A 15,356-nucleotide genomic window follows, 5' to 3' on the forward strand; every position below is an offset into this window, starting at 1 on the left:
GCCCTCGGGCGGGTCAGACCGCCGAGGACTCCAGTGCGGACACGAGCCGCGCGGTGACCTCGTCGATGTCGCCCAGGCCGTCGACGCGGACCAGCAGGCCACGCTCGGCGTACGCGTCGGTCAGCGGCGCCGTCTGCTCCGCGTAGATGTCGAGGCGGCGCGCGATGGCCTCCTCGTTGTCGTCCTCGCGGCCCTCGATCTCCGCGCGGCGACGGATGCGGGTCAGCAGCTCGTCACGCTCGGCGACGAGCTCGATGACGCCGTCCAGCTCGGTGCCGGCGGCAGCGAGGATCGCGTCGAGCTCGACGACCTGGGCCGCGTTGCGCGGGTAGCCGTCGAGGATGAAGCCGTCCGCGGCGTCCGCCTCGGCGAGGCGCGCCCGCACCATGTCGTTCGTCACCGAGTCGGGCACGAGCTCGCCCTTGGCGCTGTACGACTGGGCGAGCCTGCCCAGCTCGGTGCCGCCCTTGATGTTCGACCGGAAGATGTCCCCGGTCGAGATCGCCGGGACGCCCAGCCGGTCGGCGAGGCGGGCAGCCTGCGTGCCCTTGCCCGCGCCCTGCGGACCCATGATCACGAGACGATTCGTCACCGGAGGAACCCTTCGTAGTGCCGCTGCTGGAGCTGCGAGTCGATCTGCTTGACGGTCTCGAGGCCCACACCGACGACGATGAGGATCGAGGAGCCGCCGAACGGGATGTTCGTCGACACGTTCAGGGCCAGGAACGCGAACGTCGGGATGAGCGCGACCAGCATCAGGTAGAGCGAGCCCGCCGACGTGATGCGCGTGATCACGTAGTCGAGGTACTCGGCCGTCGGCCGGCCCGCCCGGATACCCGGGATGAACCCGCCGTACGTCTTCATGTTGTCGGCGACCTCGTCCGGGTTGAACGTGATGGCCGTGTAGAAGAAGCAGAAGAACAGGATCAGCAGCGCGTACAGCGCGATGTGCCAGGACGACTCCTGGCTCGCGAGGTTCTGGCTGATCCACTGCACCCAGCCCTTCGACTGGTCGGCGAACTGGGCGATCAGGCCCGGGATCGCGAGCAGCGACGAGGCGAAGATGATCGGGATCACGCCGGCCATGTTGATCTTGATCGGGATGTACGTGGACGAGCCCCCGTACATGCGCCGACCGACCATGCGCTTGGCGTACTGCACCGGCACGCGGCGCTGCGACTGCTCGACGAACACGACGAGCCCGATGACCAGGATGCAGACCGCGATCACGACGATGAACTTGCCGACGCCGCCGTTGCCGCCCGCGATCGACCACAGGGCCGTCGGGAAGCTCGCCGCGATCGACGTGAAGATGAGGAGCGACATGCCGTTGCCGACGCCGCGCTCGGTGATGAGCTCGCCCAGCCACATGATCAGGCCGGTGCCCGCGGTCATCGTGACGACCATGATCGACAGGTTCACGAACGACTCGTCCGGGATGACCGGCACCGAGCAGTTCTGGAACAGCAGGCCGGAGCGCGCGGTCGTGATGATCGTCGTCGACTGCAGGATCGCGAGGGCGATGGTCAGGTAGCGGGTGTACTGCGTGAGCTTCGCCGTACCCGACTGGCCCTCCTTGTGGAGCGCCTCGAAACGAGGGATCACCACACGGAGCAGCTGGATGATGATGCTCGCCGTGATGTACGGCATGATCCCCAGCGCGAACACGGACAGCTTGAGCATCGCGCCACCGCTGAACAGGTTCACGAGCCCCAGGAGGTCGCTGCTGCCCGCGGTCTCGTCGATACAGGTCTGCACGTTCGTGTAGCTGACCCCGGGCGTGGGGATGAACGAGCCGATCCGGAAGATCACCATGATCCCGATCGTGAACAGCAGCTTGCGCCGCAGATCAGGTGTCCGGAAAGCCCGGCCGAATGCGCCTAGCACCAAGTCCTCCTGGTCCGCCGAGGCGGTAGTTCGTGCGGCCGGCGCGGTCGCCGGTCGTCTTCGACGCGTGTCTGGCACGCCTCGCGCACCGCAGGCACCATAGCCGCTACGGCGCCAGATCCTGCAATCCGCAGGTCAGGGCAGGTCTCGAGCCTAACCCGCCACGTCACCGGAGCGGGTGCCCCTGTCCGCACCCTGATACGGACGACGGCAGGGCCGACGGCGTCTGCACGCCGCCGGCCCTGCCGACATGATGAATCAGTCCTCGGAGACCGAGCCACCGGCGGCGAGGATCTTGTCCTTCGCCGAACCGGACAGCTTGTCCACCTGGACGTCGAGCTTGACGCTGAGCTCACCGGTGCCGAGCACCTTGACGAGCTGGCCCTTGCGGACCGCACCCTTGTCGACGAGGTCGGCGACCGTGACGGAGCCGCCCTCGGGGTAGAGCGCCGCGAGCTTGTCCAGGTTCACGACCTGGTACTCGACGCGGAACGGGTTCTTGAAGCCGCGCAGCTTCGGGAGACGCATGTGGAGGGGCATCTGCCCACCCTCGAAGCGCTCCGGAATCTGGTAACGCGCCTTCTGACCCTTGGTACCACGGCCTGCCGTCTTACCCTTCGACGCCTCACCACGACCCACACGGGTCTTGGCGGTCTTGGCGCCGGGGGCCGGACGCAGGTGGTGCACCTTGAGGGTGCCACCGGCACCGAGGTCGGCCTGCGGGGCCTTCTCCGCCTTCGCGGGGGCAGCCTTCTTGGCCGGAGCCTTCTTCGCGGGAGCCTTCTTCTCAGCAGGCTCCGCAGCCGCCTTGGCCTCGGCCTTCGCCGGGGCCTCAGCCTTCGCCGGAGCGTCGGCCTTCGCGGCAGTCTTCTTGGCCGGGGCCTTGCGGGCCGGCTTCTTCTCGGCCGGAGCCGCGGCGTCGGTCACGACGTCCTCGTTCTTCTTCTCGGCCATGCTCACTCGACCTCCTCGACGGTGACGAGGTGCGACACCGTCTTGACCATGCCACGGATCTCCGGACGGTCCTCCTTCACGGCGGTGTCGCCGATCCGCTTGAGGCCCAGGGTCCGCAGCGTGTCACGCTGGTTCTGCTTGCCGCCGATGGCGGACTTGGTCTGGGTGACCTTGAGACGTGCCATCACGCACCTGCCTTCGCGGTGTCCGCGCGACCGGCGGCCTGAGCACGCAGCAGCGCGGCCGGAGCCACGTGCTCGAGCGGCAGGCCACGACGGGCGGCCACGGAGGCGGGCTCCTCGAGAGCGCGCAGCGCCGCGACCGTCGCGTGGACGATGTTGATCGAGTTCGAGGACCCGAGCGACTTGCTGAGCACGTCGTGGATACCCGCGCACTCGAGCACGGCGCGGACCGGACCACCGGCGATCACACCGGTACCCGGAGCAGCCGGACGCAGGAAGACCACGCCGGCCGCCGCCTCACCCTGGACGGGGTGCGGGATGGTGCCCTGGATGCGGGGGACGCGGAAGAAGCTCTTCTTCGCCTCCTCGACACCCTTGGCGATCGCCGCGGGCACCTCCTTGGCCTTGCCGTAGCCGACGCCGACGGTACCGTCGCCGTCACCCACCACGACGAGCGCGGTGAAGCTGAAGCGACGACCGCCCTTGACGACCTTGGAGACGCGGTTGATCGTCACGACACGCTCGACGAACGCGTTCTTCTCGGCGTTGTCCTGACGACGGTTGTCCCGGCGGTCACCGCCGCCACGGCGGCCACCCCGGTCGTTCGAACGGTCGTTCGACCGCTCCTCGGTTGCGGCGCCCGGGGCGCCGGTGTTGCGCTGCCCTGCAGCCATCAGAAAATCCTCTGCTTCCGTGCGTTCGTGGTCACAGCGACAGACCGCCCTCGCGGGCGCCGTCAGCAACTGCCGCGACCCGGCCGTGGTACTTGTTGCCGCCGCGGTCGAAGACGACCGCGTCGACGCCGGCAGCCTTCGCACGCTCCGCGACCAGCTCGCCGACGCGACGGGCCTTGGCCGTCTTGTCGCCGTCCAGGGCGCGGAGGTCGGCCTCGAGGGTCGACGCGGACGCGAGGGTCCGACCGACGGTGTCGTCGACGACCTGCGCCACCATGTGACGCGCGGAACGCGTGACGACGAGACGCGGACGGGCCGGAGAGCCGGAGATCTTCTTGCGCAGGCGCAGGTGACGTCGCGTACGCGAGATCGACTTGCCCTTGCCCTTGATCGTGACAGCCATGATCACTTACCAGCCTTTCCGACCTTGCGGCGGACGACCTCGCCGGCGTAGCGCACGCCCTTGCCCTTGTACGGCTCGGGCTTGCGGATCTTGCGGATGTTCGCAGCGACCTCGCCGACCTGCTGCTTGTCGATGCCGCTCACCGAGAACTTCGTCGGGCTCTCGACGGCGAACGAGATGCCGGTCGGCGCCGAGACGACGACGGGGTGGCTGAAGCCGAGCGCGAACTCGAGGTCCGTGCCCTTCGCGGCGACGCGGTAACCCGTGCCGACGATCTCGAGCTTCTTCTCGTAGCCGTCGGTCACACCGGTGACGATGTTCGCGAGCAGCGTGCGGGTGAGGCCGTGCAGGGCGCGCGAGGCGCGCTCGTCGTCAGGACGCTTCACCACGAGGGTGCCGTCCTCCTGCGAGACCTGGATGGGCGCGGGGATCGTGTGCTCAAGGGTGCCCTTGGGCCCCTTGACCGTGACGAGCGCTCCGCTGATGGTGACATCCACGCCGGCGGGAACCGGAACGGGGATCTTGCCGATACGAGACATTGGCGTGACTCCTTTCCGGATTACCAGACGTAGGCGAGGACTTCCCCGCCGACGCCCTTCTCGTGTGCCTGGCGGTCGGTCAGGAGGCCGCTCGACGTGGACAGGATCGCCACGCCGAGGCCGCCGAGGACCGTGGGGAGGTTGGTGGACTTCGCGTACTTGCGCAGGCCCGGCTTCGAGACGCGGCGGATGCCCGAGAGGGCACGCTCGCGGCTGTTGCCGTACTTCAGCGTGATCGTGAGGTTCTTGCCCACGGGCGCGTCCTCGACGGTCCAGCCGGTGATGTAGCCCTCGGCCTCAAGGATCTCAGCGATGTGAGACTTGAGCTTCGAGAACGGCATCGTGACCGTGTCGTGGTGCGCCGAGTTCGCGTTCCGCAGACGCGTCAGCATGTCTGCGATCGGGTCGGTCATTGTCATCGGGCTTCAGCCCTTCCTCACCGGGGTATCCGGGCGTGCGCTGCGGGCGAACCGCCCGCGCACGCCGGACCTACGGTGTAGTGGTTACCAGCTGCTCTTGGTGACGCCGGGGAGCTCGCCGCGGTGCGCCATCTCACGAAGGCACACACGGCAGAGGCCGAACTTGCGGTACACCGAGTGCGGACGACCGCACTTCTGGCACCGGGTGTAGGCACGGACCGCGAACTTGGGCTTCGCAGCGGCCTTGTTGATCAGGGCCTTCTTCGCCATGTCAGTTCTCCTGCTTGAACGGGAAGCCGAGGCGACGAAGCAGGGATCGACCCTCGTCGTCCGTCGTGGCCGTCGTCACGATCGTGATGTCCATGCCCCGGACGCGGTCGATCTTGTCCTGGTCGATCTCGTGGAACATCGACTGCTCCGTGAGACCGAAGGTGTAGTTGCCGTGACCGTCGAACTGCTTGTCCGACAGGCCGCGGAAGTCGCGGATGCGCGGCAGCGCGAGCGACAGCAGACGGTCCAGGAACTCCCACATGCGGTCGCCGCGCAGCGTGGTGTGCGCGCCGATCGGCATGCCCTCGCGCAGCTTGAACTGCGCGATCGACTTGCGGGCCTTGGTGACCTGCGGCTTCTGTCCCGTGATCAGGGACAGGTCGCGGATCGCGCCCTCGATGAGCTTGGAGTCCTTCGCGGCGTCGCCGACGCCCATGTTCACGACGACCTTGGTCACGCGTGCGACCTGGTTGACGTTGTCGTGGCCGAACTCCTCGAGGAGGCCGGCGACGATCTCGGAGCGGTAGCGCTCCTTGAGACGCGGGATCGTGGTGATCTCGGTGGTGTCGGTCATCAGATGTCCTTACCGGAGCGCTTGGCGACGCGGACGCGCACCTGGCGCTTGCGACCGTCGCGCTCGACCTCTTCGATGCGGTACCCGACGCGGGTGCCCTTCTTCGTCTCCGGGTCGACCAGCATCACGTTGGACACGTGGATCGGCGCCTCGACGACCTCGATGCCACCCGTGCGGGTGCCACGGTCGTTCTGGCCGACCTTCGTGTGCTTCGTGACGCGCTGGACGCCCTCGACGATCAGGCGGTCGGAGTCCTTGAGGACCTCGAGCACGCGCCCGGTCTTGCCCTTGTCGCGACCCGAGATCACGAGGACCTGGTCGCCCTTCTTGATCTTCGCCATGTTCAGAGCACCTCCGGAGCCAGCGAGATGATCTTCATGAAGCGCTTGTCGCGCAGCTCGCGGCCCACCGGGCCGAAGATGCGCGTGCCACGCGGCTCGTTGTCGTTACGGAGGATCACGGCGGCGTTCTCGTCGAACTTGATGTACGAGCCGTCAGCGCGCCGGCGCTCCTTGGTGGTGCGGACGACGACGGCCTTGACCACGTCGCCCTTCTTCACGTTGCCACCGGGGATCGCGTCCTTGACGGTAGCGACGATCACGTCGCCGATTCCGGCGTAGCGACGACCGGAACCACCGAGAACACGGATGCAGAGAATCTCCTTGGCACCCGTGTTGTCGGCGACCCGAAGTCGCGACTCCTGCTGGATCATGTCAGTGAACTCCTGTTGTCGAGCCGGTTCTCGCGCTGTGCGCGAGCCTTGCCGAACGGATAGTTGTCTTCGGCCGCCGGGCGGGCGGCCGCGCGACGTGTCGCGCGGCCGACCTCCCAGCCGACCAGCCCGGACCGGTCACCCGGCCCGGGACGAGATCGGCTTACTTGGCCTTCTCGAGGATCTCGACCACGCGCCACCGCTTGGTGGCGGACAGCGGCCGGGTCTCCATGATGAGGACGAGGTCACCGACACCGGCAGCGTTCTGCTCGTCGTGCGCCTTGACCTTGCTCGTGCGACGCATGACCTTGCCGTAGAGGGGGTGCTTGACCCGGTCCTCGACGGCGATCACGACAGTCTTGTCCATCTTGTCGCTGACGACGTAGCCCCGGCGCGTCTTGCGGTTCGCGCGGGTCTCGGCGGCCTCGGCCACCGTGGTCTCAACGTTCTCGGTCTTCTCGGTCATTCCAGCCTCACTCACTCACGCTCGGGGCGGTCCGGATGCCGAGCTCACGCTCACGCAGGATCGTGTAGATCCGCGCGATGTCCCGGCGGACGGCCTTGAGCCGGCCGTTCGAGTCGAGCTGACCCGTGGCCGCCTGGAAGCGGAGGTTGAACAGCTCTTCCTTGGCCTTCTTCAGCTCGGCGACGAGCTTGTCGTCGTCGAACGTGTCCAGCTCGCTCGACACGAGCTCCTTGGTACCGACAGCCATCAGCTAGCACCACCCTCGCGCACCACGAAACGGCACTTCATCGGGAGCTTGTGGATCGCGCGGCGCATGGCCTCACGGGCCAGCTCCTCGTCCACGCCGGCCAGCTCGAACACGATGCGACCGGGCTTGACGTTGGCGACCCACCACTCGGGCGAACCCTTACCAGAACCCATTCGGGTCTCCGCCGGCTTCTTGGTCAGCGGACGGTCCGGGTAGATGTTGATCCAGACCTTGCCACCACGCTTGATGTGGCGGGTCATGGCGATACGAGCAGCCTCGATCTGACGGTTCGTGACGTAGGCGGGCTCGAGAGCCTGGATGCCGAAGTCGCCGAACGCGATCTGGTTGCCACCCTTCGAGGCGCCGGAGCGGCTCGGGTGGTGCTGCTTGCGGTGCTTGAGCCTGCGCGGGATCAGCATGACTCAGGCCTCCGTTCCGGTCTCGGGGGCCGACTCCGGCTGAGCGGACTCAGCCGGCGCGGCCGCAGCGGGAGCCTCAGCCGCGGGGGCCTGGCGCTCGTTGCGACGGCCACCACGGTCGCCACCACGGGGACCACGGTCGCCGCGGTCCGCACGAGGACCACGCGGGGGACGGCCGGCGGAGGTCGCCTGCTGAGCAGCGAACTCCTTCTCGGTCATGTCGCCCTTGTAGATCCACACCTTCACGCCGATGCGGCCGAAGGTCGTGCGGGCCTCGAAGAAGCCGTAGTCGATGTTCGCGCGGAGCGTGTGCAGCGGCACACGACCCTCGCGGTAGAACTCCGACCGGCTCATCTCGGCGCCGCCGAGACGACCCGCGCACTGCACGCGGATGCCCTTCGCGCCGGCGCGCTGCGCGGACTGCATGCCCTTGCGCATCGCACGACGGAACGAGACACGGCTCGCGAGCTGCTCGGCGATCCCCTGAGCGACGAGCTGAGCGTCGATCTCCGGGTTCTTGACCTCGAGGATGTTGAGCTGCACCTGCTTGCCCGTGAGCTTCTCCAGCTCGCCGCGCAGGCGGTCGGCCTCGGCGCCGCGGCGGCCGATGACGATGCCCGGACGTGCCGTGTGGATGTCCACGCGGACGCGGTCACGGGTGCGCTCGATCTCGACCTTCGCGATGCCCGCGCGCTCAAGACCGGTGCTCATGAGCTTCCGGATCTTGACGTCCTCCTGGACGTAGTCACGGTACCGCTGGCCGGGCTTCGTGCTGTCGGCGAACCAACGCGACCGGTGGTCGGTGGTGATGCCGAGTCGGTACCCCAGCGGGTGAACCTTCTGTCCCACTATCGGGCCCTTCCCTTCTCGTCGTCACGCGGGGCCACGACCACGGTGATGTGGCTGGTCCGCTTGAGGATCTGGCTCGCACGACCCTGCGCCCGCGGACGGAACCGCTTGAGCGTCGGCCCCTCGTCCACGAAGGCCGCGCTGACGACGAGCTGCTGCTCGTCGAACGCGACGCTCGCGCGATCGGCCTTCACCCGGGCGTTCGCGATCGCGGACTCCACGACCTTCAGGACCGGCTCGCTCGCCGCCTGCGGGGCGAACTTGAGCACCGCGACGGCCTCAGCGGCCTGCTTGCCACGGATGAGGTCCACGACGCGCCGGGCCTTCTGGGGCGTGACACGGACGAACCGCGCCTGCGCCTTGGCTTCCATTGCTGTCCTACCTTCTTGTCTCTTGACGACCGTCAGGTCCGTCGCTGCGCTGTCGCTGCGTCGAGGGGCCGGAGCCCTTCGCGCTGCGCTCAGCGGCGACGACCCTTCTTGTCGTCCTTCACGTGGCCGCGGAACGTCCGCGTGGGCGCGAACTCGCCGAGCTTGTGGCCGACCATCGACTCGGTCACGAAGACCGGGACGTGCTTGCGACCGTCGTGCACGGCAAACGTGTGACCGAGGAAGTCGGGCGTGATGACCGACCGACGGGACCAGGTCTTGATGACGTTCTTGGTCCCCTTCTCGTTCTGTACGTCCACCTTCTTCTGCAGGTGGCCGTCGACGAAGGGGCCCTTCTTCAGGCTACGAGGCATGTTCCAGGCTCCTATCAGCGCTTCTTGCCAGTACGACGGCGCCGCACGATCAGCTTGTCGCTCGGCTTGTTCGGACGGCGGGTGCGGCCCTCCGGCTGGCCCCAGGGGCTCACCGGGTGACGTCCACCGGACGTCTTGCCCTCACCACCACCGTGCGGGTGGTCGACCGGGTTCATGGCGACACCACGGACGGTCGGGCGCTTGCCCTTCCAGCGCATGCGGCCGGCCTTGCCCCAGTTGATGTTCGACTGCTCGGCGTTGCCGACCTCGCCGACCGTCGCGCGGCAGCGCAGGTCGACGTTGCGGATCTCGCCGGACGGCATGCGCAGCTGCGCATAGGGGCCGTCCTTCGCGACGAGCTGCACGGACGTCCCGGCCGAGCGAGCGATCTTCGCGCCGCCACCGGGCCGAAGCTCGATCGCGTGGATGACCGTACCGGTCGGGATGTTGCGCAGCGGCAGGTTGTTGCCGGGCTTGATGTCCGCGCCGGCGCCGTTCTCGATGACGTCGCCCTGACGGAGCTTGTTCGGCGCGATGATGTAGCGCTTCTCGCCGTCCGCGTAGTGCAGGAGCGCGATGCGCGCCGTGCGGTTGGGGTCGTACTCGATGTGCGCGACCTTGGCCGGCACCCCGTCCTTGTCGTGCCGACGGAAGTCGATCACACGGTACTGGCGCTTGTGGCCACCACCCTTGTGACGGGTCGTGATACGCCCCGAGCTGTTGCGTCCACCGCTCTTGGACAGCGGGCGGACGAGCGACTTCTCCGGCGTCGAGCGAGTGATCTCGGCGAAGTCGGCAACGCTCGAGCCACGACGGCCCGGCGTAGTCGGCTTGTACTTACGGATTCCCATGGAAGGTCAGTCCTCTATCTGCTCTCGACCGGCTCAGCCGACCGGACCGCCGAAGATGTCGATCGAACCCTCGCGGAGGGTGACGATCGCACGCTTCGTGTCCTTGCGCTTGCCGATGCCGTTCCGCGTCCGACGGGCCTTGCCCTTGCGGTTGATCGTGTTCACGGACTCGACCTTGACCGAGAAGACCTGCTCGACGGCGATCTTGATCTCGGTCTTGTTGGCCCGCGGGTCGACGAGGAACGTGTACTTGCCCTCGTCCAGCAGCCCGTAGCTCTTCTCAGAGACGACCGGCGCGAGCAGGATGTCGCGCGGGTCCTTCTGCACGGTGGTCACTTCGCGTCCTCCTCGGTGTCCACCGCAGCCTCGGACTCGGTGGCGACGGCCTTCGCGGCGTGACCCGTGGTCGGGCCCGCGAGGAACGCGTCGAGCGCGCCCTGCGTGAAGACCACGTCGTCGGAGACGAGGACGTCGTAGGTGTTGAGCTGGTCGGCGCTCAGGAGGTGCACCGTCTCCGCGTTGCGCAGCGACTTGATCGCCAGCTCGTCACCGCGCTCGTGGACAACCAGCACGTGCTTGCGCGACGAGAGGTTGGCGAGGGCCGTGAGAGCCGCCTGCGTCGACGGCGCCTCGCCGGTGACGAAACCCGTCACGACGTGGACGCGGCCGGCACGGGCGCGGTCGGAGAGGGCACCGCGAAGAGCGGCGGCCTTCATCTTCTTGGGGGTGCGCTGCGAGTAGTCGCGCGGCGTCGGTCCGTGGACCACGCCACCGCCGGCGAACTGCGGCGCACGGGTCGAGCCCTGACGGGCGCGGCCGGTGCCCTTCTGCTTGTAGGGCTTGCGACCGCCACCGGAGACCTCACCACGGCTCTTGGTGTCGTGCGTGCCCTGGCGCGCAGCGGCGAGCTGGGCGACGACGACCTGGTGGATCAGCGGGACGTTCGTCTGCACGTCGAAGACCTCGGCGGGAAGGTCGGCGGTGCCGGCCTTCTTGCCCTGCGGGTCCAGGACGTCGATCGTGAGAGCTGCCATCGTGATCAGGCTCCCTTCGCAGCGGTGCGCACGACGACGACGCCGCCCTTGGGGCCAGGAACGGCGCCCTTGACGAGCACCAGGCCCTTCTCGGCGTCGACCGCGTGCACGGTCAGGTTCTGGGTGGTCTGGCGGGCGTTGCCCATGCGACCGGCCATGCGCAGACCCTTGAAGACGCGCGACGGGGTCGAAGCCCCACCGATCGAGCCGGGCTTGCGGTGGTTACGGTGCGAACCGTGGGAAGCGCTGACGCCCTTGAAGCCGTGACGCTTCATGACACCGGCGGTGCCCTTGCCCTTGGTCGTGCCGATGACGTCGACCTTCTGGCCGGCCTCGAAGACCTCGGCCGTGAGCTCCTGGCCCAGGGCGTAGTCCGAGGCGTCCGGCGTGCGGATCTCGGTCACGTGGCGGCGCGGCGTGACGCCGGCCTTCTCGAAGTGGCCCTTGAGGGGCTGCGTCACCTTGCGCGGGTCGATCTGGCCTGCGGCAAGCTGGACGGCGGCGTAGCCGTCGGCCTCGGCGGTCCGGACCTGGGTCACCACGTTGGTGCCGATCGCGACGACGGTCACAGGAACCAGTCGGCCGTTCTCGTCCCAGGTCTGGGTCATGCCGAGCTTGGTGCCGAGGACGGCCTTCACGAGGCGCTCGTTCTGCTGGGTGGTCATTCTCGTCTCCTCCCCAGCCTCAGAGCTTGATCTCGATGTTCACGTCGGCAGGCAGGTCGAGTCGCATGAGCGAGTCCACCGCCTTCGGCGTGGGGTCGATGATGTCGATGAGGCGCTTGTGGGTGCGCATCTCGAAGTGCTCGCGGCTGTCCTTGTACTTGTGAGGCGAACGGATCACGACGAAAACGTTCTTCTCGGTCGGCAGCGGCACCGGACCCACGACCGTTGCACCAGCGCGGGTGACAGTGTCGACGATCTTGCGCGCCGAGCTGTCAATCACCTCGTGGTCGTAGGACTTGAGCCGGATGCGGATCTTCTGTCCCGCCATGGCGTCGTCTGACTCTCTCTCTCGAACCGCTATGTCTGTCCGACCCCCGCGCTCGGGCGTGTCGCGTAGTGCGGCGTGCCGTGGCACGCAACACCCGGCGATCCGGGGCCGTGATGTGTGGATCTGACTCGCCCCCACAGGCTGTGAAGCCGTGGGCTGCGACGTCGACCCGCAACGTACGCTCGCCTGCGTCTGGAACGTGTGTTCCACCGGGGCTCGATCCGCGTCGCACAGAAGGCTGACGCCGAGAGACTCGGTCAGTTCAACACACTGTTCGACACATGAAGGAGCGCACCTATAACAGGCAACCCGTCTAGTCTGCCACAGATGGCGCCAGGGACCAAGTTCGGGTCGACGTGATCTCCCCCACCGCCCGCCTCTCCGCGGCCCGTCGCCTACGCAAGGTCGCTTCGCGTGCGCTCCGGCGCGCGCGAGGAGCCGAAGCGCACGCGAAGCCGGGCCCGTCCGCCGGCGAAGCCTGAGCGGGCCTCAGGCCACGCCACCACGCCGGCGCCCCGCGGGCCCCCGGCGCACCTCTCGGCGGCCGCTCGCCTCCGTCGGGACCGCGCGCGCCCCACGAAGCCCGGCCGCCGCCAGCAATCGCGCCAGACGCGTCCGGTCGGCAAGGTCGTCCCACCCCCAGCGCACCACCCGCCACCCCGCTCCGCGCAGCCGATCCTCACGTCGCTTCTCCGCCCAGACGACCTCGCCGGGATCCCAGCCGCCGAGGTACTCCTCGCGCAGGTACTTCGCCCGTCCGTCGAACTCCCCCACCAGCGCGAGGTCCTCCCAGGCGAAGTCGACCCGGCCGGCCAGCCCGTCCGCGTCCCTGACCTCCACCTGGAGCTGCGGCCGCGGGAGACCCAGCTCGAGCATCCGCGCCCGGCTGACCGACTCACCGACCGACCCGGAGCGTCCGTCCGCGTGCGCCAGGACGCGCTCAGCCCGCGCGCGTCCCAGGACAGCCGCATGACCGCTCAGCACCCGCGCGAGACCGTCGTGACCGGCGAGGCCGACCCGCAACGCCCAGTCCGCCGACGCCAGGGCAGACGCGAACGAGTCCGTGAGCGCGAGGTCCACCACCGTGCGCTCAGCCCCGACGCAGCGGCCGGCGCTCCCGCGCGCGACGACCTCGAGCTCGCCGCCGAACGTGTGCTGCACCAGCTGAGACGTCGACCGCCCGCCGCTCGCGGCCCCTGCGCAGACGTGCGCCACCTCGTCCCAGCCGTCGGTCCGGGGGACTCCCCATGCCACCGCGGCCGACTGGTGCGAGAGCACCACGCCCGGGAACAGTGCGGTCGCCGCACACGCCCGCAGCGCGTGCCGCTCCTCCGCCGTCGCCGCCTCCCAGACCGTGGTCCCGACGTAGGCACCTCGGCGCACACGGACCAGCTCGCCAGCGGCGTGCGCGCGGACGAGGGTGCGCGGTGCCCCTCCCGTCGTTCCGGCGTCGCGGGTCAGGACGAGCTCGCGTGCGAGGCGTTCCACGCGCTCGAGCGCGTCAGCGGGGGCGTCGACCGACGGATGCCCTGGTGCAGGCGGCGGGCGGCGGGTCGCGTCGTACCGCGTGGGTCGTGCGTCGGACGGTCGCGTCGGGCGGCTGTGCGTCATGGGACGACCCTGCCCGGTTGCCACGGTGCGCTGCCGAGCGGGTGGGGGTCGCGGCCGCCGGCTGTGGCAACCGGCCGAGCGGCGCCGGCCCGTGCACGACGTGCTCGCGTGCGTTGCGGCGCTTCGCGTGCGCCGCACCGGACGCGAAGCGACCTTGCGTAGGCGACGGACGCCGGGGCGGGGGGTGGGGACGCCAAGGGCCCCGGCACCTTGCGGTGCCGGGGCCCTCGTGAACCAGCGGGAGCTCCCGCGGTCAGACCTGGGTCAGGTCAGATCACTTGATGATCTTCGTGACACGGCCCGAGCCGACGGTGCGGCCACCCTCACGGATGGCGAAGCCGAGGCCCTCCTCCATGGCGATCGGCTGGATGAGCTCGACCGTCATCTCGGTGTTGTCGCCGGGCATGACCATCTCGGTGCCCTCGGGCAGCGTGATGACACCGGTGACGTCCGTGGTCCGGAAGTAGAACTGCGGACGGTAGTTCGAGTAGAACGGGTTGTGACGGCCGCCCTCGTCCTTGGCCAGGATGTAGACCTGAGCCTCGAAGTTGGTGTGCGGGGTGATCGAACCCGGCTTCACGACGACCTGGCCACGCTCGACGTCCTCGCGCTTGATGCCGCGGAGCAGGAGGCCGGTGTTGTCGCCCGCCTGTGCCTCGTCCATCTGCTTGTGGAACGTCTCGATGCCGGTGACCGTGGTCTTCTGCGCCGGACGGATACCGACGATCTCGACCTCGGAGTTGACCTGGAGGGTACCGCGGTCCACCTTGCCGGTGACGACGGTGCCACGACCGGTGATCGTGAAGACGTCCTCGATCGGCATGAGGAACGGCTTGTCGAGGTCACGGACCGGGTCGGGGACGTTCTCGTCCACGGCGGTCATGAGCTCGAGGATCTTCGCGGTCCACTCGGGGTCGCCCTCGAGAGCCTTGAGGCCCGAGACGCGGACGACCGGAGCCTCGTCACCGTCGAAGCCCTGCGAGGAGAGGAGCTCACGGACCTCCATCTCGACGAGCTCGAGGATCTCCTCGTCGTCGACCATGTCGGACTTGTTGAGCGCCACGAGCAGGTAGGGCACGCCGACCTGACGGGCGAGCAGGACGTGCTCACGCGTCTGGGCCATCGGGCCGTCGGTCGCGGCGACCACGAGGATCGCGCCGTCCATCTGGGCGGCACCCGTGATCATGTTCTTGATGTAGTCGGCGTGACCCGGGGCGTCGACGTGCGCGTAGTGGCGCGCCGGCGTCTCGTACTCGATGTGCGCGATGTTGATCGTGATACCGCGCTGCTTCTCCTCCGGCGCGGCGTCGATCTCGTCGAAGTTGCGCTGGACGTTCGCCGGCAGGTCGGGGTACGTGTCGGCGAGCGTCTTCGAGATCGCAGCCGTCAGCGTCGTCTTACCGTGGTCGACGTGACCGATGGTGCCGACGTTGACGTGCGGCTTGGTCCGCTCGAACTTGGCCTTAGCCACTGGGGTCCTCCTGGGACTCGGGGTAGTTGCGCTGGCGCGCGTCGCTACAGGTTGGGGTG

25 protein-coding genes are annotated in these 15,356 nt (G+C 68.5%); all 25 read right to left on the minus strand.

What is annotated here, in order from left to right; genetic code table 11:
• Positions 1–13 precede the first annotated feature (13 nt).
• A complete protein-coding gene (locus CLV34_RS03705) occupies positions 14–592 on the minus strand; it encodes an adenylate kinase (protein WP_170044559.1) in 579 nt (192 codons plus the stop codon).
• On the minus strand, positions 589–1,887 hold the full coding sequence (secY, locus tag CLV34_RS03710) for a preprotein translocase subunit SecY (protein WP_100348846.1): 1,299 nt from the start codon (positions 1,885–1,887) through the stop codon (positions 589–591). The genes CLV34_RS03705 and secY overlap by 4 nt, the downstream gene beginning before the upstream one ends.
• Before the next feature lie 258 nt (positions 1,888–2,145).
• The gene (gene rplO / locus CLV34_RS03715; RefSeq protein ID WP_100348847.1) at positions 2,146–2,841 is read right to left on the minus strand and encodes a 50S ribosomal protein L15; all 696 of its coding nucleotides are present in this window, start codon (positions 2,839–2,841) and stop codon (positions 2,146–2,148) included.
• Positions 2,842–2,843: 2 nt separating this feature from the next.
• A complete protein-coding gene (rpmD, locus tag CLV34_RS03720) occupies positions 2,844–3,026 on the minus strand; it encodes a 50S ribosomal protein L30 (protein ID WP_100348848.1) in 183 nt (60 codons plus the stop codon).
• Positions 3,026–3,697, minus strand: coding sequence for a 30S ribosomal protein S5 (gene rpsE / locus CLV34_RS03725; protein WP_100348849.1), 672 nt, complete (start codon positions 3,695–3,697; stop codon positions 3,026–3,028). The genes rpmD and rpsE overlap by 1 nt, the downstream gene beginning before the upstream one ends.
• Positions 3,698–3,728: 31 nt before the next feature.
• Positions 3,729–4,100, minus strand: coding sequence for a 50S ribosomal protein L18 (rplR, locus tag CLV34_RS03730; RefSeq protein ID WP_100348850.1), 372 nt, complete (start codon positions 4,098–4,100; stop codon positions 3,729–3,731).
• Positions 4,101–4,102: 2 nt separating this feature from the next.
• The gene (gene rplF, locus CLV34_RS03735) at positions 4,103–4,639 is read right to left on the minus strand and encodes a 50S ribosomal protein L6 (RefSeq protein ID WP_100348851.1); all 537 of its coding nucleotides are present in this window, start codon (positions 4,637–4,639) and stop codon (positions 4,103–4,105) included.
• A 20-nt stretch (positions 4,640–4,659) separates the two neighbouring features.
• Positions 4,660–5,058 carry a 30S ribosomal protein S8 gene (gene rpsH, locus CLV34_RS03740; protein WP_100348852.1) on the minus strand — a complete coding sequence of 133 codons (399 nt, stop codon included), beginning with the start codon at positions 5,056–5,058 and terminating at the stop codon, positions 4,660–4,662.
• An 84-nt stretch (positions 5,059–5,142) separates the two neighbouring features.
• Complete coding sequence (locus tag CLV34_RS03745; RefSeq protein ID WP_019146759.1) at positions 5,143–5,328, minus strand: type Z 30S ribosomal protein S14; 186 nt, start codon at positions 5,326–5,328, stop codon at positions 5,143–5,145.
• 1 nt (position 5,329) lies between these two features.
• Positions 5,330–5,902 (minus strand): 50S ribosomal protein L5, encoded by a 573-nt coding sequence (gene rplE, locus CLV34_RS03750; RefSeq protein ID WP_100348853.1) that lies wholly within the window; start codon positions 5,900–5,902, stop codon positions 5,330–5,332.
• The gene (gene rplX, locus CLV34_RS03755; protein ID WP_100348854.1) at positions 5,902–6,243 is read right to left on the minus strand and encodes a 50S ribosomal protein L24; all 342 of its coding nucleotides are present in this window, start codon (positions 6,241–6,243) and stop codon (positions 5,902–5,904) included. Before rplX ends, rplE begins: the two co-directional genes overlap by 1 nt.
• A 2-nt stretch (positions 6,244–6,245) precedes the next feature.
• On the minus strand, positions 6,246–6,614 hold the full coding sequence (gene rplN, locus CLV34_RS03760) for a 50S ribosomal protein L14 (protein ID WP_100348855.1): 369 nt from the start codon (positions 6,612–6,614) through the stop codon (positions 6,246–6,248).
• A 163-nt stretch (positions 6,615–6,777) separates the two neighbouring features.
• Entirely contained in the window at positions 6,778–7,080 is a 303-nt protein-coding gene (gene rpsQ, locus CLV34_RS03765; RefSeq protein WP_100348856.1) for a 30S ribosomal protein S17, read from the minus strand.
• A gap of 7 nt (positions 7,081–7,087) precedes the next feature.
• Positions 7,088–7,327, minus strand: a complete 240-nt coding sequence (rpmC, locus tag CLV34_RS03770; RefSeq protein ID WP_100348857.1) for a 50S ribosomal protein L29 — start codon at positions 7,325–7,327, stop codon at positions 7,088–7,090.
• Entirely contained in the window at positions 7,327–7,746 is a 420-nt protein-coding gene (gene rplP / locus CLV34_RS03775; RefSeq protein WP_100348858.1) for a 50S ribosomal protein L16, read from the minus strand. The genes rpmC and rplP overlap by 1 nt, the downstream gene beginning before the upstream one ends.
• 3 nt (positions 7,747–7,749) lie before the next feature.
• On the minus strand, positions 7,750–8,595 hold the full coding sequence (gene rpsC / locus CLV34_RS03780) for a 30S ribosomal protein S3 (RefSeq protein WP_100348859.1): 846 nt from the start codon (positions 8,593–8,595) through the stop codon (positions 7,750–7,752).
• Entirely contained in the window at positions 8,595–8,966 is a 372-nt protein-coding gene (gene rplV, locus CLV34_RS03785) for a 50S ribosomal protein L22 (protein ID WP_100348860.1), read from the minus strand. Before rplV ends, rpsC begins: the two co-directional genes overlap by 1 nt.
• A gap of 89 nt (positions 8,967–9,055) precedes the next feature.
• Positions 9,056–9,337: a 30S ribosomal protein S19 gene (rpsS, locus tag CLV34_RS03790; RefSeq protein ID WP_100348861.1), complete on the minus strand. Its 282-nt coding sequence runs from the start codon at positions 9,335–9,337 to the stop codon at positions 9,056–9,058.
• A 14-nt stretch (positions 9,338–9,351) separates the two neighbouring features.
• Entirely contained in the window at positions 9,352–10,188 is an 837-nt protein-coding gene (gene rplB, locus CLV34_RS03795) for a 50S ribosomal protein L2 (protein WP_100348862.1), read from the minus strand.
• Positions 10,189–10,221: 33 nt separating this feature from the next.
• Positions 10,222–10,524 (minus strand): 50S ribosomal protein L23, encoded by a 303-nt coding sequence (rplW, locus tag CLV34_RS03800; protein WP_100348863.1) that lies wholly within the window; start codon positions 10,522–10,524, stop codon positions 10,222–10,224.
• Positions 10,521–11,222, minus strand: a complete 702-nt coding sequence (gene rplD / locus CLV34_RS03805; protein ID WP_100348864.1) for a 50S ribosomal protein L4 — start codon at positions 11,220–11,222, stop codon at positions 10,521–10,523. Before rplD ends, rplW begins: the two co-directional genes overlap by 4 nt.
• A 5-nt stretch (positions 11,223–11,227) precedes the next feature.
• Positions 11,228–11,887, minus strand: a complete 660-nt coding sequence (gene rplC, locus CLV34_RS03810) for a 50S ribosomal protein L3 (RefSeq protein ID WP_100348865.1) — start codon at positions 11,885–11,887, stop codon at positions 11,228–11,230.
• Positions 11,888–11,906: 19 nt separating this feature from the next.
• Entirely contained in the window at positions 11,907–12,215 is a 309-nt protein-coding gene (rpsJ, locus tag CLV34_RS03815) for a 30S ribosomal protein S10 (protein ID WP_019146773.1), read from the minus strand.
• Between the two features lie 489 nt (positions 12,216–12,704).
• Entirely contained in the window at positions 12,705–13,703 is a 999-nt protein-coding gene (locus tag CLV34_RS03820; protein WP_170044561.1) for a type IV toxin-antitoxin system AbiEi family antitoxin domain-containing protein, read from the minus strand.
• A gap of 397 nt (positions 13,704–14,100) precedes the next feature.
• Positions 14,101–15,297, minus strand: coding sequence for an elongation factor Tu (tuf, locus tag CLV34_RS03825; RefSeq protein WP_100348867.1), 1,197 nt, complete (start codon positions 15,295–15,297; stop codon positions 14,101–14,103).
• Between the last annotated feature and the right edge of the window lie 59 nt (positions 15,298–15,356).

Origin of the sequence: Luteimicrobium subarcticum (assembly GCF_002798015.1) — a bacterium.
GTDB classification, from domain to species: Bacteria; Actinomycetota; Actinomycetes; order Actinomycetales; family Cellulomonadaceae; genus Luteimicrobium; species Luteimicrobium subarcticum.